This window comes from Bradyrhizobium sp. B124 (assembly GCF_038967635.1).
In the GTDB taxonomy this organism is placed as follows: Bacteria; Pseudomonadota; Alphaproteobacteria; order Rhizobiales; family Xanthobacteraceae; genus Bradyrhizobium.
The window spans coordinates 8838083-8862254 of sequence record NZ_CP152413.1 but is presented as its reverse complement, the minus strand read 5'-3'; the positions used below and the strand labels follow the sequence as shown (position 1 = coordinate 8862254).

Genomic DNA, 24172 nt, shown 5'->3' with positions numbered 1-24172 from the left:
GCGTTTGATAGCACCACCTGTAATCGCAAAAAATCGCCGCCTCAACCAGAGTTGAGGCGGCGCCCTTGCTTAGTGCAGACCTAGTCTAGTGCAGACCTGGGATCTTACAGCTTGGTCGAGTGACCATCGTTGAAGATCAGGTATTCGATGTTGCTGATCTGCGTCACCTGGCCATTGCTGAAGTTGACGTCCAGAGAACCATCCTTGCCCGCGGTGATACCGGTCACATCGGTCGAGGCGTGATCCAGGAAGGTCAGCGAGTCCTTGTTGCCGGCACCACCGTCAATGGTGTCGCTGCTGTGGAGGTTGGACAGGTAGAAGTAGTCCTGACCAGAGCCGCCGACCATCGAGGCCGTACCGGAGGCGGAACCAACGAACGAGTCGTTGCCGCCGCCGCCGAGCAGCGTCTGGTTGCCCGAGCCGGCGACCAGCGTGTCGCTGCCGGAGCCGCCATACAGCGTGTCGTTGCCGGCACCGCCATAGAGCGAGTCGTTGCCGTCACCGCCGTAGAGCGACGTCGCATGCGAGGCATCGCTGCCCGAGTAGAGCACGTCCTTGCCGCTGCCGCCGTACTCGGCAACAGTTCCGGTACCGCCGACCAGCAGGTCGTTGCCGGCGCCGCCATACAGCGTGTCGGCACCCGCACCGCCATACAGCGAGTCGTTGCCGGCACCGCCGTCCAGGATCGAGCCGTGCGAGGCATCCGAGTTCGAGTAAAGTGCGTCGTTGCCTGCACCGCCGTAGAGCTGGTTGTTGCCCGCGCCGCCGATCAGGACGTCATTGCCCTTGCCGCCTTCGAGAACCTGGTTGCCCGAACCGCCGGTCAGTGTGTCGTTGCCGTCGCCGCCGAACAGGCGATCATTGCCGGCACCGCCGTACAGCGCATCGTTGCCCTTGCCGCCATCCAGCGTGCTGGAATTGCCAGCGGTGCTGCCGGACACCAGCACGTCGTTGCCGGTACCGCCATTCAGCTCGGACGAGCTGCCGCCGTAGAGCGTGTCGTTGCCGGAGCCACCGTTCAAGGTGTCGGCACCGGTGCCGAACAGCAGATCGTTGCCTTTGCCGCCATCGAGCGTGCTGTGACCGGAGACGTTGTCGATCAGCACGTCGTTGCCGTTGCCGCCGTCGATCGAATCGTGACCCGCACCACCGAAGACCGTGTCGTTGCCGTTGCCGGCAAAAACCGTGGTGTCGCCGGTGTTGTTGAGGAAGATCTGATCGTTGCCGTTGCCGGTCGCGACCAGCAACGGGGTGCTGCCGTTCACCGTCAGCGTCACGTCCTTGTTGGTGGCCTCGATGATCGCCTTCAGGTTGGCGTCGGTGGTGACAGTGTTATTCGGATTGGTTTCGACGAGAACGTTGGCGTTCGGATCGGGGTTGCTGATGCCGGCGCCTACCTGCACCGGGATCGAGCTGCCGTCGTCCGGGCTGGTGTACCCGATGCCTGCGTTGATCAGATAGTCAAGAATCTGTTGCTGGGTCGCGTGATCGATCGTGGAGTTGATCGCATGTTTGAGGTCAGTCTGGTCGAGATTGTAAGTCGCCATCGATGTAGCCCCTGCTTGGGATACGAGGATTCAAGCCGCTCGCCCGCACGTAAGCTGTTGAATCACAACCAGTTTGTTGCGACGCAGCTCAAATGTGGACACACGTTACGAACTTGTTAAGTCCATTGTTAAGTCCGCAATACCGGAGTGTCAATCAGCAATGCGCTATTAACGTCTGGTTCCATGAGACTTATGTGAGACTTAGCGGCACCTCGGTCGCTGACTAACATTCAGCGCAGGCAGCTCACAAATGTTAGCCGCGATGCAAAAAAGGGTAGTGATTATACGGGGTTTCATCCGGTCCCAAGATGGCGCCAGGGCGCGGAATTTCGCAGCCTTTGCGCGCGCTTCGACGGGATTTTCTGGTCTGAAAAAATATTTCTGCGCCGCGTGTGAGCTTTTTCAGAAAAGCGTCAAACTTCACAACCGGCCGGCAAGCGGAGCGGCGTTATGCCGGGCTCCGGTTGCAGGCTGCGAGCGGCAAGCGGGCGAAAACCGGGAAATCGATCACAGAATCGGGCAATTCGGCCGCCCCGCCAAAGCCGAAGCGGACCCAGATCAAGCGCCCAATATAACAAATTAACATTAGATTCGTCGGAACCCGTTAGAGACAAGAGCGCGGCAACCGGCAAGACGGCGACCGATCACGGGCAAGGCATCCGTCTGTGGCAATCATCCAGCGGCCGCGCGCGCGTAGATGGCCTCGAGCAGCCGCAGATTCTCGTCCGGCGCGTAGCGCTCGAGATAGGCGGTCCGCGCAGCCTGCCCCCATGCCGTTGCGCGATCGGGGGCGTCCAGAAGTTCAACAATCCGCTGTCCGAGCCCGGCCGCATCGCCCGGCGGCACCAATGCGCCGGTCTTGCCGGCGCTCACCACCTCGGCAAGTCCGCCGATCTCGGATGCGATCACCGGCGTACCCTGCGCAAAGGCTTCGACCACGACCATCGGAAATCCCTCGTACCATAGTGACGGCACGACCAATGCCCGGGCACTCGCCATCTCCCGAAGGACGTCTGCACGCGAGCGCGCGCCGAGGAACCTGACATTGGCTGGCGCCCGAGCCTCAAGCGCAGCGCGCTCCGGTCCTTCACCTACGATCCGCAACGGCATGCCGGTCCCCGCAACAGCGGCGAGCAATACGCCGACGCCCTTCTCGCGGCTCAGCCGTCCGACATAGAGCAGCCCTGTGCGCGGCATCGCCGGATCGGGTGCACCGGGATCGGCCATGAAGTTCGGCTTCACGTCGATCCGGCCGGCATCGAAGCCGGCCTGCGTGAACAACGTTCGGGCAAACTGCGTCAGCGCAATCAGGCGCAGACCGGGACGCGTCCAGGTGCCGCGGCGCTGGTGCCGCGCGATCATGTAGGCCGAGGCCAGCGAGCCCGGCAGCGATCCGCGGTAGCAGCGGTGCACGACGCCCCAGAGATGGCCGCGGTCCAGGCATTTGTGGCAGATGCGGCCGTCGCGCAGCAGCATGCCGCCGGTGCAGATGCTGCGATAATTGTGCAGCGTCACCACCGCAGGCACGCGCTGTTGCCGGCAGACATCGAACACGGCGGGCGAAAGCAGCGGGAAAAAATTGTGGACGTGGACGATGTCGGGGCGAAAGCGGCCGATCGCCTCCGCCATGGCCCGTCTTCCCCCCGCATTATCGGCGATCGACAGCGTCGTCGCGATCCGCGCGGCAAGCGAATTGATCGCTTCGTTGCTGACCGTGAGCGTCTCAACGCTGTGTCCGGCGGCGCGCAACAGGTCGACTTCCGCTTCGAACACGACGTCTTCGCCGCCGCGTCCCTGATACCTGTTGTGAGCGACCAGGATCTTCATGATCGGCGCACCGGCTCGGGAAACCAGCGCAGCTCCGTCACCAGGCTTTGGCCGGCGGCCAGCGTTCCGGAGCCGATCAGCGTCGTCGCCGGCACCTTGAGATCGAACGACGGCGAATACCAGCCGGCCGGCACGGTTTCGTCACCGCGATACAGCGTCCAGCCGAGCGCCGCCGGCAGCTCGAGCTCGCCGCGTCCGCCCGGCCATGACAGGCGCGCGTTACGCCCCTCGAGCTCGCATTCGACGTCGGGACCAAGATGCCAGCTGAGGCTCGCCGGCACCGCAAGTCCCTCATCGGCAAGCACAATATCCGTGACGACGAGCCGCGCCGCCAGACGCTGCAATTGCACCGAACGGCGATGCACGAGACGATCTGCTGTGTCCTGATATCCCGAATGCTCCGCGACCCAGCTTGCGTCCGCATCACGATCGTCCAGGCCGCTCGATGCGATCAGCCGGCTCTGCGCATGCCGCGTCCAGAGAAACGGCCCGCCCGACACCGACTGGTCGCGCCCGAACAGGCAGAGCGTGTTGTGCGCCAGCGTCGAACGGAAATAGGCACGCCATCGAGGATCGCCGTGATAGCAATAGGTGCCGGGGTCGGCGAGGATATCGACGCCGCCGATCCGGCATTCGAGCGACAGCGCATCCGCATGCGCATGCCCCGCAATGCGGCCGAAGCCATGCGGGCCGTGATCGCAGCGGCACCACACCGCTCGGTCGGAATCGACGAGAAAGGTCTGTCCCGCCTCATCAAGCAAATGCGGGCGGCGCGCGGGCCGCGCAGCGATCGCACGCGTCTTGATGCCGTTGGTCAGAAGAAACGTGCGCAGATCGGGCCCCGGCAGCTTGGGCCACCACGGCAGCTCGCCGAACAGGCGCGCGCCGGTGGCGAGCAGACCGAGCCAGCGATTGCAGGCCGGATCGTCGAGCAGCAGGCCAATGCCCTCGTCGCCATCGCCTTGACGTGGAGGATGACCGCGGTCGTCGAGCATGGTGGCAATGACGTCGCTCATGCGGCACATCGTGGTCCAGACCATTTCGTCCAATTGGTGCCCGGACGCTTCGCCCTGCACTGCCGCGGCCAGCAGCAGTTCGAGGACAAAGCCGTGGTAATCGGTCGCGAGCTCACGATTGCTGCCGCAGGCGAAGGTTTGCGCAACAGCCTCGTCTGCCAGCGTCCTGGCGGCATTCTGGCGCCACAGCGCGCTGTCGCGGAAAAAGGGAAACACGCAGGCCGCCACGAACTGCCCGGCAGCCTCCGCGATGATGTGGTTGTTGGCGGAGGAGCCCCGGCTCGGGAACTGCGACAACCAGTATTGATGCGCGTAAAGCTGCGTCAGGAACTGCTCGTTGTCCTCGAACAATGCAGGCGCGCCGGGCCAGTTCTGCAGCAGCTGGCGCACCCAGGCCCACGAGATCAGCCGCACGCCGAGCTCGATGCCGCTGATCCAGTGCGGGCCACGCGGAAACGGATTTTCGCGCCACCAGCTCGACAGATGCGCGGCCACGCGCCTGGCGTAGCGTTCGTCCGAGGTCAGGTAATACGCCGACGCGAGCACCGTGAGATGGTGGTGACGCGACGGCTCCCAGATGTATTTGATGTTCCCGACCGCGGCCTCGTCGCGATAGGGAACCACAAACGCGTACAAGTCAGCAGGCGCCCGCTTGCCGCTTCTGATATCGACGAACCAGTCCGGCCGCTCGCCCAAAGCATCATGATCTCTGGCGAAGACCCGCCAATGTCCGGCGAGAATGCGTTCGGCAACATGGATCAGCTGCTCGGTGGCCTGCTGTGGAGCGTACGCCGGCAAGGGCAGCGGCTTCAGCCGCGGCTGTCGCGGGCCTGGGGCAAGCCTGGCGCTGGCGTGTCGTGCGATATCGGGGGGAGTGATGCGCCAGAGCAGGCGCAGCAGCTGGTCGTTCACCCGGCCCGCAAGCTCGGACGGCTCCATGCGCTGCAGCCTGCGCAGATACCAGGCCGGGTTCATCTCACGCCGGTCAAGGCGCGTGCGACGCCCTGCTCTGCTGCGCCGATCGTCAGATCGACCGGCATTCCGGCGGCTGCGCTCTCCTGCACCGCGAGCGTTGCGCGGGTGGTCGCAAGCAGCGATGGGAGCCCGATCGGCATCGCGGCCCCCGATGCGACTGACGCAACGAAGGCATCCAGCATGGGCCGCTGCCCCTTGTCGAGCCGCGCTTTCTTCGCCGTCCGCTGCCCGGCGTGCCCGACCTCAAAGCCTGCAAAATTGTCGAAGGCGGCAAAGCCGGTGCTTGCCGATATTTCAAGCGCCTCCTTTGGCACACGCGGATCGCCGCCGGTGAGATAGCTGAGGCTCGCAACCGACCCGTCGGCAAAGTCGAACGTGGCGATGAGATTGTCGACATCCTTGCCCGCGGTACTCGCGGAGACACGCACCGGTTCGGCGCCCAGCCACCAGGACAGCACGTCGATGAAATGGCCACCCTCACCGACGAAGCGACTGCCCTCGCTCTCGGTCTGCAGATACCAGGACGATTTCTCCAGCGGGCCGGCGATGACACGATATTGCAGGGTTTGCGGCCCCACCGGCGCGAACGCCGCGCGCATGCCCTGCAGCAGCGGCGAGAAGCGGCGGTTGAAGCCGACCATCAGCCTGTTGTTGCCGGTCTCGCGGATCGCCTGCTCCAATTGATCGAGCGAGTTGGTGTCGATCGCCAGCGGCTTCTCGACAAACACCGCCTTGCCGGCGCGCAGCGCCTGCGCCGCAAGGTCGGCGTGGGAGGCATGGCGCGTCGCGATCAGCACGGCATCGATGTCGTCGGCCTCGAGCACCGAGGCCGCATCCGTCGAGGCACGCGCGAAGCCGAACTTGCGCACCGCGGTGGCGCCGCTCAGGCCGGTGTTGGTGGCAACCTCGACGAGATCGACGCGCGCGTCACTTGCAAGCTGCGGCAACAACATGCTGGAGGCATAATTGCCCGCGCCGATGACGCCGAGCCGCACCCGGCCGCTGCGCAGCGCAACGGTCGGACGATAGACCATCTGCATCGCGCGGGGAGCGGCGTCCGGATAGGCGAACACCATGCCGAGACCAACCTCGCCCCGGCTCATGCGCTCGAATGCCGACGTCGCCTGCTCAAGCGGCACCACTTCGGAAATCAGCGACGAAAAATCGAGCCGCCCGTCGGCGAGCAGGGCGACGATCGCCTCCATGTTGCGCTTCTCGGTCCAGCGCACATGGCCGATCGGATAATCGATGCCGCCCTCCTCGTAGAGCGGGTCGTAGCGGCCGGGGCCGTAGGAGCGCGAGAAGCGAACGTCGAGCTCCTTGTCGTAGAATTCGTTCCACGGCAGGTTCAGCGTGCATTTGCCGATGTCGACGATGCGGCCGCGGTCGCGCAGCAACGCGGCCGAACGCGACGCGAGCTCCGGATCGTCGCTGCCCGCCGTGATGAACACACAATCGACACCGTTGCCTGCGGTCAGCTGATCGATCCGGGCGCGAAACCCGGCCGCAGCATCGTCAGATGCGACCGCACAGAGCGCGGCGCCCGCCGCCTCCGCCTGACGGCAGCGCGGCTCCAGCCTGTCGAGCCCGACGACCACGACACCGGCGCTGCGCAACAGGCGCACCATGATCTGCCCGATCAGGCCAAGGCCGATCACGCAGGCGGTCTCACCGAAACCGATTTCCGACTGGCGCATCGCCTGCAGCGCGATCGAGGCGATCGTGGTGAACGCGGCCTGGTCGAGCGCGGCACTGTCCGGCAGCGGCACGCAGAGGTTCACCGGCACCCAATTGTATTCAGCGTGGGTTGCATATTGATTGCCGCCGCAGCAGACCCGCTGGCCGACCGAGAAGCCCCCGACGCCCTCGCCGACTTCCACGACGGTGCCCGACAGCGAGTAACCGAGCGGCGTGTAGGAATCGAGCCGGTTGATCACCTTCTGATAAGTCGCAAGCAATCCCTGCTGGCGGACCGAGCGCACCACCTTGGCAACCTGGTCGGGGCGCGCACGCGCCTTGCCGAGCAGCGACAGGCGCCCCTCGGTGAACTTCATCATCTCGGTGCCGGTCGACACCGCCGAGAATGCCGTGCGCACCAAAACCCCGCCGGCGCGGCAGCGCGGCGCCGGCACGTCGATCAGCTTGAGCTCGCCGCTCTTATAGTTTTGCGCGATCTGCTTCACGGTCGGTTCAATCGCCTCAAGTTAACAGTGCCCGTTATATCGCGTCCGCCGCCCGCAATGAGGCCGGGAACATCGTCATAGTTATCTCATCACCCGGGGTTTAACATCGTTATCATTCCAGCAACAGGACCGGTTTGGGCGAGATCTCGACCTCACCGTTGGCGACAGCTCCTTCGCCGCCGTCGAGGCCCTGGTAACGGCTAAAACGCGGGTCGACCCGATGTACCGACCGCCCCCTGGTGGTCCAAAGGATCAAGCCGTTGCGGCCATCCGGCATGCGGAGTTCGACGCGCCAGGTCGACGGCGACGTCCTGTCTGCCGCCACGACGCTGGCGCCGACCAACCATGACTGGACTGTGCGATAGGCAATTCCGCTCGGAAGCAGCCCACGCGCCCGGTCCCACAATTTGCCGAAGTCGCTGCCCCCGCCGGCGAACTCGTACCAATAGAACCGGTCGACACCGCTGATCCATTTCAGGATATAGGCGCGCGCGAGACAGCCATCCGGGTTGTCCTCGTGGGACGACCAGCCGGCCTCCGTGTCCCAGATCGGCCTTGTGGAGAGATCGTGCGCGGCGAGGATCTGCTTGAAGCGGGCGATGATTCCGATCACCGCTTCGGGTTCACTCGTATAGCCGTGGAAGGCGAAGACATCGGCATATTGTCCGCCGCCTTGCGCCATGAAGGCCTGTTGCCAACGATAGCCGTCCGGCGTGCCGTTGGACGACGGCGTCAGCACAGTCAGGGCGGGATCGCTGGCCTTGATGATCTCGTAGGCCCGTTTCTGCATCTGGACCATGGTCGCGATATCGCCCGAGTAATATTTGGGATCCTCGGGCTCGTTCCAGATTTCCCAGTATTTGATGCGGCCGGCGGCGCGCGTAACAGCCGCACGCACCCATTCATCCCATGATGTGAGATCGGCAGGCGGCGAGCTTGCGCCGGGCGTGAATGCCGGCGGCGCATCCTTCACCGACGCGGCCCAACGCGGCGTGAAGGCGAGATTGAGGACGATATCGACGTGCTCGCGCTCCGCCGCCGCAAGGATGGCGTCGAAGCGCGCCCAATTGTAGATGCCGGGCGCCGGGTTGATCTGCGCCCAGTAGATCGCGCCCCACAGGCGGACGCCGTCAAATTTGAGCGCCGGCCATGGCTGCGACTGCCCGATCGCATTGATCGTCATGCCGAAAAGCGTCGGCGGGATCACCACGTTCACATGGCTCACATTGAGCACATCGTTTGCCGCCGCACCGGCCCACTGCAGCGGCCATTTGTGAGCCAGCGGCGCCAGCGCACTCAAAACCAGTGCGATCGACGCCCTTTGTGCCCAATCCCTCACTTTACCTGCCATGTCCGTGTCTCGTCGCCGTCACATCCGCGGCGGGATTGCAAAATGGAAGCTGCGCATGTTAATGCCGATGTTAGTCGGATTGTGATGTTGTTAGGTCAATGGTATAGATCATCGCAGATGTCGAGAGCTGAACCATCACCGCGGCGGATCCTGATCATCGTCGAGAACCTTCCGGTTCCTTTCGATCGCAGGGTGTGGTGCGAGGCAACGTCGCTGCGCCAGGCAGGCTATGAAGTTTCGGTGATCTGCCCGAAGGGCCGCGGCCATGACGAATCCTACGAATGCCTCGACGGCATTCACATTTACCGTCATCCGATGCCGCTGGAAGCGCGCGGGGTCGCCGCCTATCTCATCGAATATCCGGTCGCGCTGTTCTGGGAGACGTGGCTTGCGATCAAGGTGGCGTGGAAGCACGGCTTCGACGTGATCCATGGCTGCAATCCGCCCGACCTGATCTTCCTGGTCGGCCTGCTGTTCAAGCTCGGCGGCAAGCGCTTCGTGTTCGATCATCACGACGTCAATCCCGAGCTCTACGAAGCAAAATTCGGCCGCAGGGACTTTTTCTGGCATCTGCTGCGGCTGGTCGAGTATCTCACCTTCAAGACCGCAAGCATCTCGATCGCAACCAACGAATCCTATCGCGAGATCGCGATCGCCCGCGGCCGCATGCCGGCCAACCGGGTCTTCGTGGTGCGCTCCGGCCCCAATCTCGACCGGGTGCGCTCCCGCCCCGCCGATCCGGCCTGGCGCCGTGGCCGGCGCTACAGCGTCGGCTATGTCGGCGTGATCGGCCAGTCGGAAGGCATCGATCTCCTGCTGCAGTCGATCGGCCACATCGTGCACGATCTCGGCCGCACCGACATCCAGTTCAACATCGCCGGCACCGGGCCGGAGTGGAATGCGGTGGTCAAGCTCTGCGAAGAGATGCAGCTCTCCGATTACGTGAACTTCACCGGCGCCGTCGCGGATGACGCGCTGTTCACGATGCTCTCGACCGCCGACGTCTGCGTCAATCCGGACCGCGTCACGCCGATGAACGACATTTCCACCATGAACAAGATCATGGAGTACATGGCGCTCGGACGGCCGATCGTTCAGTTCGAGGTTCGCGAAGGCCGCCGCTCCGCGCTCGACGCCTCGCTCTATGCGGCGCAGAACGACCCGCAGGATTTCGCCGGCAAGATCATCACGCTGATCGATGATCCGTCGCTGCGGCAGACGATGGGGGCCTTTGGCCGCAGCCGCGTCGAGCGCGAATTGTCCTGGACGCACGAGGAGCCGAAGCTGCTCGCCGCCTATGAGGCGTTGTTCGCCAGAAAGCTTCCCTGGCAGAGCCGCGCCCCACGCGCGACCGCCACCGCGGAGCGGCCGACCGCGCAGGCGTCTGGTGTCAACGCCAATGCAGCTGCCGGGCGGGCATCGCGTTGAACGCCCCGCCGCCTCACTCACGCGAAACACGACGCGGTCACGCACAGGTCGCTGGATTGTCGAAGGTCGAAGCATGAACGTCAGCATTTTCGGCCTCGGCTATGTCGGAACGGTCTGCGCGGCCTGCTTCACCGAGCTTGGCCACCAGATCATCGGCGTCGACAAGAGCATCGCGAAGGTCGACCTGATCCGCGAGGGCCGATCGCCGGTCATTGAGCCCGGCATCTCGGACAAGGTGGCGCATGCGGTTGCGACGGGTCAGTTGACCGCAACCAGCGATGCCACCGAGGCGATCGTCAACAGTGACATATCGATGGTCTGCGTCGGCACGCCGTCGTCCGGCAACGGCAACCTCGACCTGACCGCGATCCGGCAGGTCGCCATCGAGATCGGCCGCGGGTTGCGGGCGAAGAACGCGCCGCATACCGTGACGATCCGTTCCACCGTGCTGCCCGGCACCACCCGCGACACCGTCGGGCCGCTGATCGAGGAAGCCTCCGGCAACAAGATCGGACGCGATTTCGACCTCGCCTTCAATCCGGAGTTCCTGCGCGAAGGCAGCGCGATTGCCGACTTCAACGCGCCGTCCAAGACCGTGGTCGGCGCCTTCAACCAGGAAACCGCCGACCGCGTCATGGCGCTCTACAAGGATCTGCCGGGCGCCAAGATCACGCCGCCGGTCGAGACCGCCGAACTGGTCAAATACGTCGACAACAGCTGGCACGCGCTGAAGGTCAGCTTTGCCAACGAGATCGGCACCATCGCAAAGACGCTCGGCATCGACGGCCGCGACGTCATGAACATCTTCCTGCAGGACACTAGGCTCAACATCTCGCCGGCCTATTTGCGGCCGGGTTTTGCCTTCGGCGGCTCCTGCCTGCCCAAGGACGTCAAGGCGCTGAAACACCTCGCGCACAGCCGCGGACTGTCGACGCCGGTGCTCGAAAGCATCCTGCCGAGCAACGACATGATCATGTCGCGCGGCGCCGACTGGATCCTGTCGCATGACGGCCGCCGCATCGCATTTCTCGGCATCAGCTTCAAGGCCGGCACCGACGATGTTCGCGACAGCCCCTTCGTCGAGCTGGTCAAAAGCCTGCGCGGCGAGCGGCGCGACATCCGGATCTACGACCCCAACGTTCGGCTGTCGCAGCTGATCGGCGCCAACCGGGACTTCATGATGCGCAACCCGGAGCTGGTCGGTCTGCTGCATGACGACGTGACGGCGACAATCGAATGGGCCGACATCATCGTGCTGACGACGGCCGATCCGCGTTTCGTTGCGGCGCTGAAGGTAACCCGGCCCGACCAGGTGGTGCTCGAACTGTCTGATATCGGATTGCCCGACGAGGTGCGGGCCAGAGTGAGCGGCTTTCACTGGTAGGGAACACCATGGCCACCATGGCCCAGACCCGCGACCGACCCGAAATCCGCTTTCACGACGAGATCTCGTCGGAGTGGGAGACGCTGCATCGGAGCCGCACCTTCAAGGCGCGCACGGCCGCGATGTTCGATCTGCTCGGGAACGCGGACCTCGAGGGCCAGCGCTGGCTGGATGCAGGTTGCGGCACCGGAACGCTCTCCCGCCTGCTCGCCGCGCGCGGCTGCGATGTCACCGGCGTCGACGCCTCGTCGGAGATGATTGCGGCGGCACGCGGCCGTCCCGCCGACGGCACGCCGGCCGAACGGCTCACATTTCGGCAGATTCCGACCATCGCAAGCCTGCCGTTTGCGGATCGATCCTTCGACGGCGTGCTCTGCGCGAGCGTGCTGGAATATGTCCCCGACGTGGCGCAGTGCCTCGCCCAGATCCATCGCGTGCTCAGGCCCGGCGGACTGCTGCTGCTCTCGATCCCCAACCGCGGATCGCTGCTGCGCCAGGGCTACAAGCTCGCGCATGCGGCTTCGTCGCGCGTGTCGGCGCGGCCGCTGTTCCGCTACCTCGCCTTTTCCAAGTTCGACACCACGCCGGCCGTGATGCAGAACCTGCTGCGGCAACATGCTCTCACGATGCTCGGCGCCAGCTTTGCCGGCTCCCCGCTGCCGCCGGCGCTCGATCGCCGGCCCGCGGTCGGCACGCTGATCAATATCCTCGCCCGCCGCGACAATTGATGCAGCGGGCAGTTACCTGCTTCACGCCTTGATCGCCATCAGCGACTTGGTCATGCCGAGATATCGCTCGCGATAGATCTTCGCGTCCGGGAACGTCTCCGTCATCTCGTCCCAGTCGAACAGGTGCCAGTCGGGCGCGGTCCGCTTGAACCAGAAGCCGTTGAATGTTTCGATCAACGAGATCTGCTGTCGCCTCGGCAACAGGACGATGAATCCGGGCAGCCAGGTATGGCTCTCGATCGGAAAGTACCGGTACGGCGTCTGCACGTAGAACGACTTCGCGACCCGCGAGATCTCGCCGGCAAAGCGGTTCTGGTGCTCGCGCGCGATATCGCGGAATGCCGTGTCGTTCTCGATCGTCACGACATCCTGCTTCGGCCCGGTGACATGCTCGATCACCGACGAGCAGAAGCAGAAATCGAACGCCTGATCCTCGAACGGCAGCCGCTCGGTCTCCCGCAGCAGCACCGTCTTGAACCCGAAGCGTTCGCGCGCCGCCTTCAGATCGTCGGCCGATATATCGCAAACCGTGATGTCGGTATGGCGGGGCAGGATCGCGCGAATGTGCCGGCCGGTGCCGCCGCCGAGATCGAGGATCCTTGCGTCGAGCGGCAGGTTCACGGTGCGGACGAGGAACTCGCCGCGCCGCTTGCGCGCTGCACCGGAAAATCGGGCTTGGATTGCGCCCAGCAATGTCAATCTCCTGCTATCGGTCGCGTCGGTCTAGCACGGCGCGCGCAATCCTCCACGCAACGGTGGATCGATTTGCCGATCCCGCTCACTTGATCGCCTCGAAGAAGATCGACTCGTCCGGCCGGTTGTCGAGCCGGTCGATGTCGGGGCAGATGCCCTCGCGATAGGCCCGGGTGTGGGTCTCGGAACAGCCCGCCTCGCGGAACAGCGCCGCAAGGGAGGCGCGCGTAAAGCCCCAGTGATGCGCGAACGCGGCCTCCTTGCGGCGCTCGATTTCGAACACCCCCTTGAGGAAGGCCTGCGGTGCGGCCGGATCGTAGAGCGCGACGATCCGTTCCATGTCGGGGACGACGATGCGGCACACCCCGCCCGGCGCCAGCACCCGCGCAATCTCACGCGCCAGCCGCTCGACCTCGTCGGGAAACAGATGCTCGAAGACATGCGCGCTGAACACCGCCGAGAGGCTGCCATCCGCGAACGGCAACGGCTTGGTCAGATCCATGTAGCGCAGCCCGGCAAACTTCCCCTGGCGGTGCTCGGCATAGCGGGCGTCGCTCAGCAGGCCGGCGAGATGCAACGCTTTCGCCGCGAGCGGCAGGCGCGCGATCCACAGATGCATCGTGATGTCGGTGTTGATCCAGCCCGCGATGCCGCAATTGAAGGCGCCGATATGCAGCCGCTGCAGCGCGCGGCCGGGTGCGTCGTCGGTCATGTCTTCTCCCGCACCGAATTGGTCAGCACAACCACGATCACCGACGCCGCGCTGGAAGCCACCATCGCCGCAACCGCCCCCATCACCTGCCAGGCCTCCGCCGCAAGCGGCAGAACGCAGCACAGCGCGACGAGGCCGGCGATCCGGCTCAGCATGAACCGCTGCGGCCTGCCGGTCGCAAACAGCGGCAGCGCGAGGCCGAGCCACACCGCGTCGAGCGCCATCGCGGCCCCCATCAAGGCGACGCTGCCGGTACCGATCTCGTAACTCTGGCCGTGGATGACGAGGGCGAGCATGCGCTGGCCGAGCAGCACGGCCACCGCGCCATAGGCGAGCGCGATCGAGCCGAGCAGCACGGCATTTTCGCGCGCGGCGGCGGCGACCGCGCTGCGCCGGCCGGCGCGCAGCTCGGAGGCGATCTCCGGCAGGCGGACCGAGAACATGGTTGCGCAGAACTGGCTGAGCGGTGCGAACACCAGGAGCAGGATCCGCAGCGACGCGCTCGCGTCCAGCCCGATCAGGACGCCGCAAACCGGGATCAGCCCGATGCTGCCGATCCAGTAGGTGAGCGAGGTCGCGACGAACCAGCGGCCGTTGCGAAACAGCCGCCGCAGCGAGCCGCGAAGGATTCTGGGTAGCGGCCAGGCCAGTTCGCTGGTGTGAGCGAGCAGCAGGCTGCCGGCGAGCGCCGCCGAGATCGCGATGCACGCCATCGCAGCCGCAGCGCCGGTCAGTTTGAGCGCGATCATCAGCCCGGCCGACACGACGAGCGCCACGCAATAGGTCAACGACGACGCCACCGCGCGCGGCAGACGCCCATCGAGATAGCAGATGCGGCGGAACATGCTTTGCAGCCGAACCGCAGGGATCGCGAGCCCGGTTGCGATCACGAGCCCGCCCGCGACGCCGCCGCCCGCACCGATCACGAGGCCCGCAATCACCAGCAGCAGCCCAAGCACCGCCGAGACCAGCAGCGACGACAGATAGAGGCCGAGCCGCAGCTGCGGCCACAGCGATTTCGGGATGCGATGCGCGGTGGCCGGCAGCCCGTCGTCGAACAACCCGCGCAGAAACACCGCCTCGATCAGGATCGAGAACGACCAGGCGACGCTGAACTGGCCGAACGAATTGATATCGAGCACATTGGCCAGCACGACCGTCAGCACGAAGGCCGAGCCGCTGAGCAGCGCCTGATCGATCAGGCCGAGCGCGACATTGCCCCCGGCGCGCCACAGCCGGCCGAGCGCTCCGCGCGCAGCACCGGCGACCCGGGTCTGGGCCGCCATTCGATCCAGCCTTTCGGTCAACGCACTCACGCCTCACTCACACGCAGTCTGGCAAACGCCCGCCGCGGCGCCATTTGCAGCCTGGCTTCCGGCCCGAAATAGCACCAGAACACCAGCACGCAGCCGAAATAATTATGCAGCAACTGACTCGAATCGTTGGCTGACGCGATCACGACGAACAGCAGCATCGCGAACGGCGCCAGCCAATACATCCCGCGCCGCTCGAACGTGAAGACGATGGTGTTCCACAGCGCCCGCGCCAGCAGCAGCATATAGAACGCGCCGCCGAGCAGGCCGAACTGGAGGAAGGCATCGAGATAGGAATTCTCGAACGAGCCGAACTCGGTGTTCCATGGCGCCATGCTCGTCAGCTCGTTCACGGGCGAGTTCGGCAACTCGTTGAAGAACCCGGAGAAGCCGTAGCCGAGCCAGGGGTGTTGCCAGAAGAAGTGCGGCCAGACCGCCCAGAGGAACGAGCGGCCGGTCAGGTTTCCGCTGCGGCCGACCAGCCCGTACAACTCGTCGCTCGGCACGGCGAACATGACAAGCGCAACAAAGGCGAGGCCAAGCCAGTAGATCGAGGCGGCTCCCCTGTGCCCAAGCACCACCAGCAGCAGCCCGAAAGTCACGGCGAGTGCCGTCAACATGCTGATCAGCGGTCCTGCGGCGCCGGCCGCGGCGAGCGCAAAAAGATGACACCCCATCAGCAACAGCGACCAGCCGAATTGCCGCCGCGGCCCCGCCAGCATGCGCACGAAGCAGATCAGCACCATGAGACCGAAAAAGGCGCCCGCGAGATTCTTGTGGCCGAACACGCCGGCATAGGCCTGGGTCCCGAGCACGGTCGGCCGATGCAGCGGGTCGTAGTCCCATTGCGAGCCGATCACCGGAAACAGCAGGACGTGAACGATCAGCACCACGATCCCGATCCGGAACAGGGTGTCGACGAGCCGATCGACGGGGCAGCTGATCACGATCCAGGCCGAGAACAACGTGGTCAGGAGGTACATCGCGAACTTGATCGACGCGCCCGCGGGGTCGGCGCTCAGCGCCAGTGACACCAACGCGAAGGCAATGAACGTCAGATAGAGATGCGATTGCAGCATCAGCAGGCCGAAGCGTTTCCGATCGACCGCAATGTGCAGCATCAGCAGGATGTAAAGCAGCAGCCACGCGCCGCGGAACAGCGTGGACTCCCCGGCCCGTTCAGCGAACGAGATGCCCTCGATGAAATTGAACAGGAAATAGATGCAGCCGAGCACCATCACCAGATAGGCGTGCAGAAAGACCTCGGTTCGAAACCACCATCTGCCGATCATTGAGCGGCTTCCTGCCGGGCCGGCGCCCTCGAGAGATGATCGACCGCGGCCGCAAAGCGCGCCGCGGCATCATCAAGTGCGTCCTTTCGCACGCTGTGCCGGGCCTGCTGCGACATCGTCGCCCAGCGCGCGGGATGTTCGAGCAAGCCGCGCGCCGCTTCGACCCAGACCTGCTCATCGAGCGCGCAAACATGACCATTGTCATGGTCGCGCACCAACTCGCCGCCCGCCCCGACATGGGGCGACACCAGGCAGGGAACCCCGCACTGCAAGGCCTCGTTGCACACCAGACCCCACGGTTCCAGCAACGAGGGCAGCAGCAACAGCCGTGATTGCAGATAGACCTTCGATATCGCCTGCCACGGCACATAGCTGTCGTGGCTGACATCGATGCCGGCGCCACCGAGCCGCGCCAGCATGCGCTGCTCGGCAGCGCCTGACCCGACCACGCGAACCCTTAGGCCGGGCAAGACCCGGCCCAGCGCGATGGCGACGTTCTCGAAGAAGATCGCGTTCTTGGCGTCGTCGTTGATGCGGGCGCACCAGAGCAGGTGAAATGGACGATCGTGGAAACCCGGGACGGTCTCCGGCGGATCCCATGCCGGCACCAGCGGCACCACGAACAGATCGTTGTCGCCGACACCCTCGCCGCGGAAATACGCCCTGCCCTTGTCGCCGCAGCACACGACCGCGCCGCACTGGCGCAGCAGCCATGGCCGCGCCAGGCGATGATAGGCCGTGTTGGGCATCGTCTCGCGCCAGCCGTCAATCGTCAGCGCAAGCGCCCTGCCGTTGGCGCGCGCCCATGCCGCGCCGGCCAGCATCGATGGATAGAGGCCGTTGACGAACAGCAGGTCGGGTGCCAGCGCGTTCAGGGCGCGCCCGATCCCGATATTGAGATGGGTGTGACGCGACCGCGACAGCGGGATCGAGACACCGGGCAGCGTGCGCGTCGTGTAGCGCGGTGTGAACGATCCCGCCCAGGAGCGATCGGCCTCCTGCGCGGTACAGGACAGCACGGCGAGATCTAGCCCACGGTCAACCAGCTCGTTGTAGAGCCGGTTGGTGTAGGGTGTGATCATGTTGTTGAAGACGACCACGCGCGGCGCCATGGCTTATCGGTCCCGCGGGGGCGGCGGCGCCTCGGCGCGCCGGCAGAGCGCCCCGCAATGATAAGTCGCAAGCCGGGTCGCAAGTTCGGGGCTGACCGACAACAGCGACTTCCGCACAAGGCTCTTGGCAAGCCCCTTGACCCGCGAAGAGTGAAAGGCGTGCACCGGCAGGCTGTGATCATAGATACCGAAGCCGACAACATGCAGCCCCGCGGTCTCCAGCACCAGGCGGAACGTGTCCGGCGTGTAGAAATTGATGTGGCCGATGTCGAGCGTCGATTGCAGCGCCCGGCGATTGGTCCGCGCGTGCAGCTCGCACGGCACTTCGAGATAGATGAAATCCCGCGCCACCCGCACCAGCTCGTGCAGCAACGCGCGCGGCTCGGGCACGTGTTCGAGCACGTGGCTGGCATAGACGAGGTCGAACGATCCGTCGGCGAACGGGATCGTTGCACCGTCATAGCTCGACCAGCGGAACGGGGCTGAAGCGGCGCCGTCGGTCTCCAGATTGGTTGCGGGATCAATGACGTCGATGCCGGTGAAGTCACGGCCGATGCCGATCGCGGACAGCCGCGCCAGCACGGCGCCGGTGCCGCAGCCGACCTCGAGCACATTGCCGACACCGGCGGCGGAGGCACCGAGCAAGCCGGCAATATGGTCGGCCTTGTCGACCGCGCAGACGCGGCGCCAGTCGCGCTCCTGCGCCGAATAGACGCCCTCATAATGCGCGTTGTGCTGTCCGATGCTGAATTCCATCGTCATGGTCTAGCCATCGCTGCGGGCGGCATTCGGACAAGCTCGTCGAGGCGGTCGTTCGATTTGCGCTCCGGATTGCGTCGCTCTGCCGGCGAGCGGCGGTCGAGATCGTATCCGATGTCGGCCATGGTGCGGGTCAGGATGTCGACGTTCCGTTGCGGGACAGCTGCCAGACCAGCCAGCAGCCTGTCCCGATGCACCCAGCCGGGCCCCTTCAGGAGGTCGATCGCCTCGGTGTACAATTCGGTCTTCACGAGGCGCGCGAACTCGGCCACGACCGCGTCCGAAAGGTCGGGCGGCAGGCCATCGAGCATGGCGAGCGCCATGGCGCTGCGCTTGACGACGATCCAGCCCTCATTGGGTCCGAGCCGGTAAGACATCCGCAGCAGGTCGAAATTGGCGTCGTTCAAACCCTGCCTGATGTTGCGCAGCCAAAACAGCACGCCCCAGAGATAAGGATCGGCCGGCGCGCAGCCGAGCGACTTGCGGACGGCCGCGTCGAGCTCGCCCATCCGGGCGTCTACCCGGTCGCCCGATGCGAGCGCGTTCTCGGCGAGCCGCAGCCGGATCACCGCCGCGCTGCGATCGATCGCCGGCAAGCAATCCGGTCGCGCCGCGGCGCGCGACAGCAGCGGGCCGAGGTCGCCGAGCTCCGCGTCGCTGATCGGCACGTTGCGCAGGATCAGGTCCCTGGCACCATCGAGCCGGCTCTGGTCGACAAAGACCGGCAGAGTGGTCGCACCCCAGGCGACCAACGAGCACGCGACCGCGGCCAGGAAGCCGCGCGCAAGCCAGATGGCGGCACGCCGGGGCATCCCACCGTGCGTCTCACTCGGTGTAACCATATCGCCCATAATGCGAGTTGTAATAGTAGTTCTTGCCGCCATAGCCGCTATAGCGGCTCATCGCGGCGATATCGGCCTTGTTGAGCACGACACCGAGCAGGTTCTCGTTGACCGCACGCGCGCTGCGCAGTGCCCGCTCGACCACCTGCACCTGGGTCTTGCCCCATTCCACGATGAAGACGAAGGAATCGACGAAGTGCGCGGTGATGCGGACATCGACCACCGGCGTCAGCGGCGGGAAGTCGACGATCACGTAATCATAATGGCTGCGGACCCCGTCGATGAAATCCTTCATCTGGTCGGAGGCCAGCACCTCGTGCGAATGCGCGATGCGCGACCGTGTGGCGCCCGGCAGGAAGGCAAGGCCGGTCTCGGGATCGCACCACAGCGTGTCCTGCAATGTCGCATTGTTCGACAATACATCCAGAATGCCGCGCTCGGCGTTCGCGGCAACCTTGCGGCTGAGCGAGGGATTGCGCAGGTCGCAATCGATCAGGAGCACGCGCGCCCCGCTCTGGGCGACCAGCTGCGCGAACACGAAGGCCAGCGTCGACTTGCCCTCGTTGGGCAGCGCCGAGGTCAGGCCAAGGATCTTCGACGGCTTGGTGACGTTGAGGTCGGCATTGACCTTGATCGAGCGGATCGCTTCCGAGAACCGCGAGAATGGTGAATCGATCGCCGCCCACAGCACCGGCTCGTCGCCGCGCTGGATCAGGCGCGCGCCGACCGGCAGGTTCGGACGACCGGCCACCGGCGCCTTGAGCTGGCTTGGCGAGAGGCGGGGAACGATCGCGACGCAATCGGCATCGAGGATGGTCTCGACCATGTCAGCAGTGCGGAACACCCGGTCATAGAGATCGCGCAACACACCGAGCGCGAGCCCGGCAATCAGGCCGCCGAGCGCCGAGAGCGCGAGCACGACGAGGGTCTGCGGGTGGCTCTTGCTGAGCGGACGCGAGGCACGGGTGATCACCCGCGCCTCGTTGACCGGGAACGATTGTTGCTGCACATTTTCCATGTAGCGCTGCAGGAAATTGTCATAAAGCGAGCGATAGGTCTGGGCCGAGCTCTCGAGCTCGCGCAGCGTGACCTGTGCCTGGTTGGTGGACTGCGACTGCGAAACCGAATCGTTCACGGCGCGCTCGATCTCGGTCTGACGCTGCAGGGCGATCGCATAGTCGCTCTTGTAGCTCTCGGCGAGCCGCTTCAATTCGTCGATGATCGACGACTGGATCTCGCGCATCTGGTTGCGCAGATTGACGGCTGCTAGGTGATTGTAGCCGTAGCGCGATGACCAGTCGGCCTCGCGGTTGGCAAGTTCGAGATATTGCGAGCGCAGCTTGGTGATGACCTGGTTGTTCAGGGTATCGGCAACCGTCGCATCGGGGACGCCTCCCTTCACCACCGCCTCGATGCGGTCGAGCCTGGCCTTGGCGTCGGTGACCTGCGACTTCACATGGAGCAGCTGGGTGTTGAGCTCGCCGAGCTGCTGCTCGTTGAGCAGCTTGCCGCTGGACGTGACGATGTTGTTGGTCTTCTTGTAGTCGAGCACGGCGCGCTCGGCATTGGATGCCTGGCTGCGCAGCTCCTGGATGCGGTCCTGCAGCCAGACGCTGGCGCGGCGGGTCGCCTGATACTTGGAATCGAGCTGCTCGACGATGTAGGCGTCGGCAACGGCGTTGGAGATCTGCGCCGCGCGCTCGGGATCGAGCGAGCGGAAAGAGACCTCGATCACATAGGTCATGCCGCGGCGGCGAACGTCGAGCTGCTTCTCGAAGGTGCGGACCGCGCGCCGGGTCCGGTAGAACTCGTTGGGCGGCGCGCTGCCGGCAAACAGACCGGACACGAAATCCAGCACCGCTCCCGCCGCGCCGGCCCCGGAGCCGATGAATTCCGGATCCTCGTTGAGCTTGAGGTCGCGGATCACCGCGAGCGCCACGTTCTCCGACTTCAGGATTTCGACCTGGCTCTCGACCGCGGAGGAATCGACCGGGGCGTCATTCACCGGCGATTGCTGCTGGGCGCCCTGGAGTTTGCGCATGTCGATGATCATCGTGGCGAGCGCGGTATAGCTCGGCGCTGCCGTCATCAGGTAACAGATGCCGCCGAACAGGCAGAGGCCGGCAGTCCCGAGGATGACCAAATACTGCCGCAGCAGATAGGTGACGAAGGCGTCGAAGGTTTCCGCCAGCGACGGCAGTTCGGCCGGACGATTTCTCAGATCGACAGCCGGCGAAATCTGGTTGCGTTGAAGCATCTCCGTCCTATCGCCGCGCCGGCAGGATGCCTGCCCTCGCGCCCTCCAATGATCCCGGGAAGCGTCCCGCCGCTGACACCGAAGCGCGTTGCTGCAGGGAATTCTCCATTGGCGATCGCAAGCCCGCTCAGAGAGTAACTGTTGAAAGAAGCGTGGTGCGGCCCGCGGTCGTACCTGTCGCCCCGTTGCCGGATCCGGTGACCGACGAGGTGAAGCTGAAAATGCCGGTGTTCACGTTGTTGCCATTGATGGCCTCGAGCGCGCCGCCGCCGGGCGCCGCGCGTGCCAATACCGCCAGGCGCGGAGCGGGAAGACCGCCGGACCGCTCAAATGTGAACACTGCTATCTCCCTAACGAATACTAACAGTTCGTTAGCATAGTCAGAGTTATCGCGCCAATCAAAACCCCTGCCCCGCCGCGCCCCCGGGCCGGCCCGCGAATTCAACGTTAATTGGCGAACCCGCCACAATACAGGCGTCATTCTCGCCGCGACCACTGCCTGTGGTCCTGCCGGAGCGGAACGATTGTGACAGGCCTGCCCCGAGCAAAGCCGCGATAACAACGGCGTAGCCGGTGATCTGGAGCGGGAAATCGATCATCGAATGGAGTGCGCCGGCAGCCGACGCGCAGAGCGCCGCGAGCGGCACGATCACGTCGCGGCGGCGGGTCCGCACGCCATGCGCGAGCACGCCGAAGGCTGCGAGCAGCGCGATCATGACCGCGCCGGCCATTAACATTCCGCCGTCGGACGCCAGCTCGAGCCAGCTGTTGTGGGCCCGGTTCCAGGTCCCGCGCAACGAGATGTCGTCGGTGCGATAGGCCGGATAGACCCATTCGAAGGACCCGAAACCATCGCCGAGCCAGGGATGATCCCAGATCATCCGCACCGTCGCGCGATAGGTCGAGAATCGTCCCTCATCCGACAGGCCGATCGTGCTGAAGCGCGCGCCGACGCCGCCACCGAGCAGTTGCAGCAGCGCCAGCGCGACCAGGCTGCCGAGGCAAAGCGCCATGATCAGGCCGTAGCGGCGCGGCATCCGGTTACGAAAGAAGATCGCAGCGGCTACGACCGCAGCGAGCAGCGAGATCCCGACGCCGCCGCGCGATCCGGTCAGAAACATCGCCAGCAGGCAAGTGAGCCAGCCGAATGCATGGCCGGCGAGCCGGCGCCGTGCCGGCATATCGAAGCGCGTCAACAGGCGTGGCAGACTGGTCCGACGCGACGGCCAATGCCGCTCGATCAATTCGCAGCCGTACAACAGCCAGATCAGCGCACAGCAGCCATAATAGATGCCCGCCGTGTTGCGGTTGACGAAGGGAGACGTCAACCACTCCAGATGAGCCTGCTTTTCGTAAAGCAGGTAGTTCCGGGTGGGATCGATCACGAAGGTGACGATGCCAAGGATCGCATAGACCAGGCCGGCTACAGCCACCGCCCGCAGCAACCCGCGCGCCAATGCGCGGTTCGCACCGAGCACGACCCCGATCGCAAAGCTAAGCAGGCAGACGATCCCGACGCCCACGGAATAGAACGGCTGATCGCGCGCGATCGTCACGGCTGGCGGAAGCTCGGCGGGCAGCAATTTGCCGGCCTCCGCCCACAGCGCGTTCGGCGCCACGCCCAACCAGGGCCGCACCGCCGACTGCTCGTGCAACACCAGCATGGCGAGCGCCGTCAGCAGTGCCGTCATCGCGAGGATTGCGAGCTGGCTGCCGCGCAAACGCATCGGCAGCACCCCGAGCAAGGCGATTCCGAGCAGAACCGACCAGATCGCGGACGCGACGCCGCCGACCGAGCCGAGCGGCAGTGGAGCCAAAGCGACGACGGCGCAGAACAGCCATGACGACCATCGCACCGGCCACGGCAATGCCGTCGCCCCGCGTGAGCCGGAAGGTGATCGTAAGCGTGTCATGAAGCCGGCCGGGCCGGCTCACGCCCCAGTATCAGGGCGCAAGCTTGATTGAATTACGAAGTAAAGTTGCGTTGTAGGCGGCCACGATCGGACCGTTCAGCGTTACGGATCTGATGCATGACATTGCTCGAATGAAATGCGCACGCGACATTCAAATACTCCGGCGGAGCCGTAACGCGCCGACTGCCACAATCACAATAATCCGCGATATATTGCACGCAATTGATAGAAAATGTTAGCAAGATGAGGCAATTCAGCGGCACCGGCGCGGCGCCGTGAGGCAAGCGGCCCCGCGCGACATCGCCTGGGCTTTGATCTTGGGCTTTGATTTCGTGTGACCTTCCGACGATTTGCGACGACCGGGTTAACCCCGGCTTAGGACCCGGCCCGATAATATGCGGGCACAGGGTTTGGTTATGTTATTTGTTTTGCTTGGCAATTTGATCGGCGGCGCCGTGCTCGGGCTGCGCCAGCACTGTCTGGTGCTGGTGCCGGTGATGCTTGCCGAACTGATGCTGCTGGCCGCCATCGGTGTAGCGCGCCTCTCGTGGTCCGAGACTGCGCTGCTCATGATCATCGCCATGGTATCGCTGCAGGGCGGATATCTGGCGAGCGCCCTCACACCGTTGCTCCGGTCCCGCACCTCGCCGCCGCTCATCGCCGCGCGCCGTCCGCAGTAGCGCGCTACGCGGTCGTGCGATCTGGCCCGCCCGATTTCCATTGACCTTGCGGCGAGCCCGGGGCATCCCGCTGCCTTGCGTTCTGATCTTCCGCAGGACCTGTTTCCCAAGGATTTGCCCCTCCCGTGTGGAACGTCACGGCTTTCATCTGCATCTTGAT

At 64.9% G+C, this 24172-nt stretch carries 19 protein-coding genes; 4 read left to right on the top strand and 15 right to left on the bottom strand.

The features are described 5' to 3' along the window. Window positions 1-104 precede the first annotated feature (104 nt). The 5 genes from AAFG13_RS41340 to AAFG13_RS41320 all read right to left on the bottom strand — a co-directional run bounded on the left by AAFG13_RS41340 (window position 105) and on the right by AAFG13_RS41320 (window position 8899). A complete protein-coding gene (locus AAFG13_RS41340; protein ID WP_342710567.1) occupies window positions 105-1547 on the bottom strand; it encodes a calcium-binding protein in 1443 nt (480 codons plus the stop codon). A gap of 672 nt (window positions 1548-2219) precedes the next feature. Continuing rightward, a complete protein-coding gene (locus AAFG13_RS41335) occupies window positions 2220-3374 on the bottom strand; it encodes a glycosyltransferase (RefSeq protein WP_342710566.1) in 1155 nt (384 codons plus the stop codon). Beyond that, window positions 3371-5365, bottom strand: a complete 1995-nt coding sequence (locus AAFG13_RS41330) for an alginate lyase family protein (protein WP_342710565.1) — start codon at window positions 5363-5365, stop codon at window positions 3371-3373. Before AAFG13_RS41330 ends, AAFG13_RS41335 begins: the two co-directional genes overlap by 4 nt. Then, entirely contained in the window at window positions 5362-7548 is a 2187-nt protein-coding gene (locus AAFG13_RS41325; RefSeq protein WP_342710563.1) for a bi-domain-containing oxidoreductase, read from the bottom strand. The genes AAFG13_RS41330 and AAFG13_RS41325 overlap by 4 nt, the downstream gene beginning before the upstream one ends. Before the next feature lie 112 nt (window positions 7549-7660). Then, window positions 7661-8899, bottom strand: coding sequence for a glycosyl hydrolase (locus tag AAFG13_RS41320; RefSeq protein WP_342710562.1), 1239 nt, complete (start codon window positions 8897-8899; stop codon window positions 7661-7663). Between the two features lie 117 nt (window positions 8900-9016). On the opposite strand from AAFG13_RS41320, the gene AAFG13_RS41315 reads away from it, so the two are divergent. The 3 genes from AAFG13_RS41315 (at window position 9017) to AAFG13_RS41305 (ending at window position 12439) form a co-directional block, all read left to right on the top strand. After that, complete coding sequence (locus AAFG13_RS41315) at window positions 9017-10327, top strand: glycosyltransferase family 4 protein (RefSeq protein ID WP_342710561.1); 1311 nt, start codon at window positions 9017-9019, stop codon at window positions 10325-10327. 73 nt (window positions 10328-10400) lie between these two features. After that, window positions 10401-11711 (top strand): nucleotide sugar dehydrogenase, encoded by a 1311-nt coding sequence (locus tag AAFG13_RS41310; RefSeq protein WP_342710560.1) that lies wholly within the window; start codon window positions 10401-10403, stop codon window positions 11709-11711. A gap of 8 nt (window positions 11712-11719) precedes the next feature. Beyond that, window positions 11720-12439, top strand: coding sequence for a class I SAM-dependent methyltransferase (locus tag AAFG13_RS41305; RefSeq protein ID WP_342710559.1), 720 nt, complete (start codon window positions 11720-11722; stop codon window positions 12437-12439). A gap of 21 nt (window positions 12440-12460) precedes the next feature. On the opposite strand, the gene AAFG13_RS41300 is transcribed toward AAFG13_RS41305, so the two are convergent. The 10 genes from AAFG13_RS41300 to AAFG13_RS41255 form a co-directional block, all read right to left on the bottom strand. Next, the gene (locus tag AAFG13_RS41300; RefSeq protein ID WP_342710558.1) at window positions 12461-13132 is read right to left on the bottom strand and encodes a class I SAM-dependent methyltransferase; all 672 of its coding nucleotides are present in this window, start codon (window positions 13130-13132) and stop codon (window positions 12461-12463) included. A gap of 85 nt (window positions 13133-13217) precedes the next feature. Continuing rightward, window positions 13218-13844 (bottom strand): methyltransferase domain-containing protein, encoded by a 627-nt coding sequence (locus AAFG13_RS41295; RefSeq protein WP_342710557.1) that lies wholly within the window; start codon window positions 13842-13844, stop codon window positions 13218-13220. After that, entirely contained in the window at window positions 13841-15130 is a 1290-nt protein-coding gene (locus AAFG13_RS41290; RefSeq protein WP_342710556.1) for a polysaccharide transporter, read from the bottom strand. The genes AAFG13_RS41295 and AAFG13_RS41290 overlap by 4 nt, the downstream gene beginning before the upstream one ends. Window positions 15131-15156: 26 nt before the next feature. After that, window positions 15157-16449 carry an O-antigen ligase family protein gene (locus tag AAFG13_RS41285; RefSeq protein ID WP_342710555.1) on the bottom strand — a complete coding sequence of 431 codons (1293 nt, stop codon included), beginning with the start codon at window positions 16447-16449 and terminating at the stop codon, window positions 15157-15159. Then, entirely contained in the window at window positions 16446-17561 is a 1116-nt protein-coding gene (locus AAFG13_RS41280; protein ID WP_342710554.1) for a glycosyltransferase family 4 protein, read from the bottom strand. Before AAFG13_RS41280 ends, AAFG13_RS41285 begins: the two co-directional genes overlap by 4 nt. A 3-nt stretch (window positions 17562-17564) precedes the next feature. Beyond that, on the bottom strand, window positions 17565-18323 hold the full coding sequence (locus AAFG13_RS41275; protein WP_342710553.1) for a methyltransferase domain-containing protein: 759 nt from the start codon (window positions 18321-18323) through the stop codon (window positions 17565-17567). After that, window positions 18320-19132: a hypothetical protein gene (locus AAFG13_RS41270; RefSeq protein ID WP_342710552.1), complete on the bottom strand. Its 813-nt coding sequence runs from the start codon at window positions 19130-19132 to the stop codon at window positions 18320-18322. Before AAFG13_RS41270 ends, AAFG13_RS41275 begins: the two co-directional genes overlap by 4 nt. A 13-nt stretch (window positions 19133-19145) precedes the next feature. Beyond that, on the bottom strand, window positions 19146-21419 hold the full coding sequence (locus AAFG13_RS41265; protein WP_342710551.1) for a polysaccharide biosynthesis tyrosine autokinase: 2274 nt from the start codon (window positions 21417-21419) through the stop codon (window positions 19146-19148). Window positions 21420-21546: 127 nt separating this feature from the next. Next, the gene (locus AAFG13_RS41260) at window positions 21547-21759 is read right to left on the bottom strand and encodes a hypothetical protein (RefSeq protein ID WP_212311036.1); all 213 of its coding nucleotides are present in this window, start codon (window positions 21757-21759) and stop codon (window positions 21547-21549) included. Between the two features lie 58 nt (window positions 21760-21817). Further along, window positions 21818-23287 (bottom strand): O-antigen ligase family protein, encoded by a 1470-nt coding sequence (locus tag AAFG13_RS41255; protein ID WP_342710550.1) that lies wholly within the window; start codon window positions 23285-23287, stop codon window positions 21818-21820. 461 nt (window positions 23288-23748) lie between these two features. On the opposite strand from AAFG13_RS41255, the gene AAFG13_RS41250 reads away from it, so the two are divergent. Further along, window positions 23749-24012, top strand: a complete 264-nt coding sequence (locus AAFG13_RS41250; RefSeq protein WP_342710549.1) for a hypothetical protein — start codon at window positions 23749-23751, stop codon at window positions 24010-24012. Window positions 24013-24172: the final 160 nt, after the last annotated feature.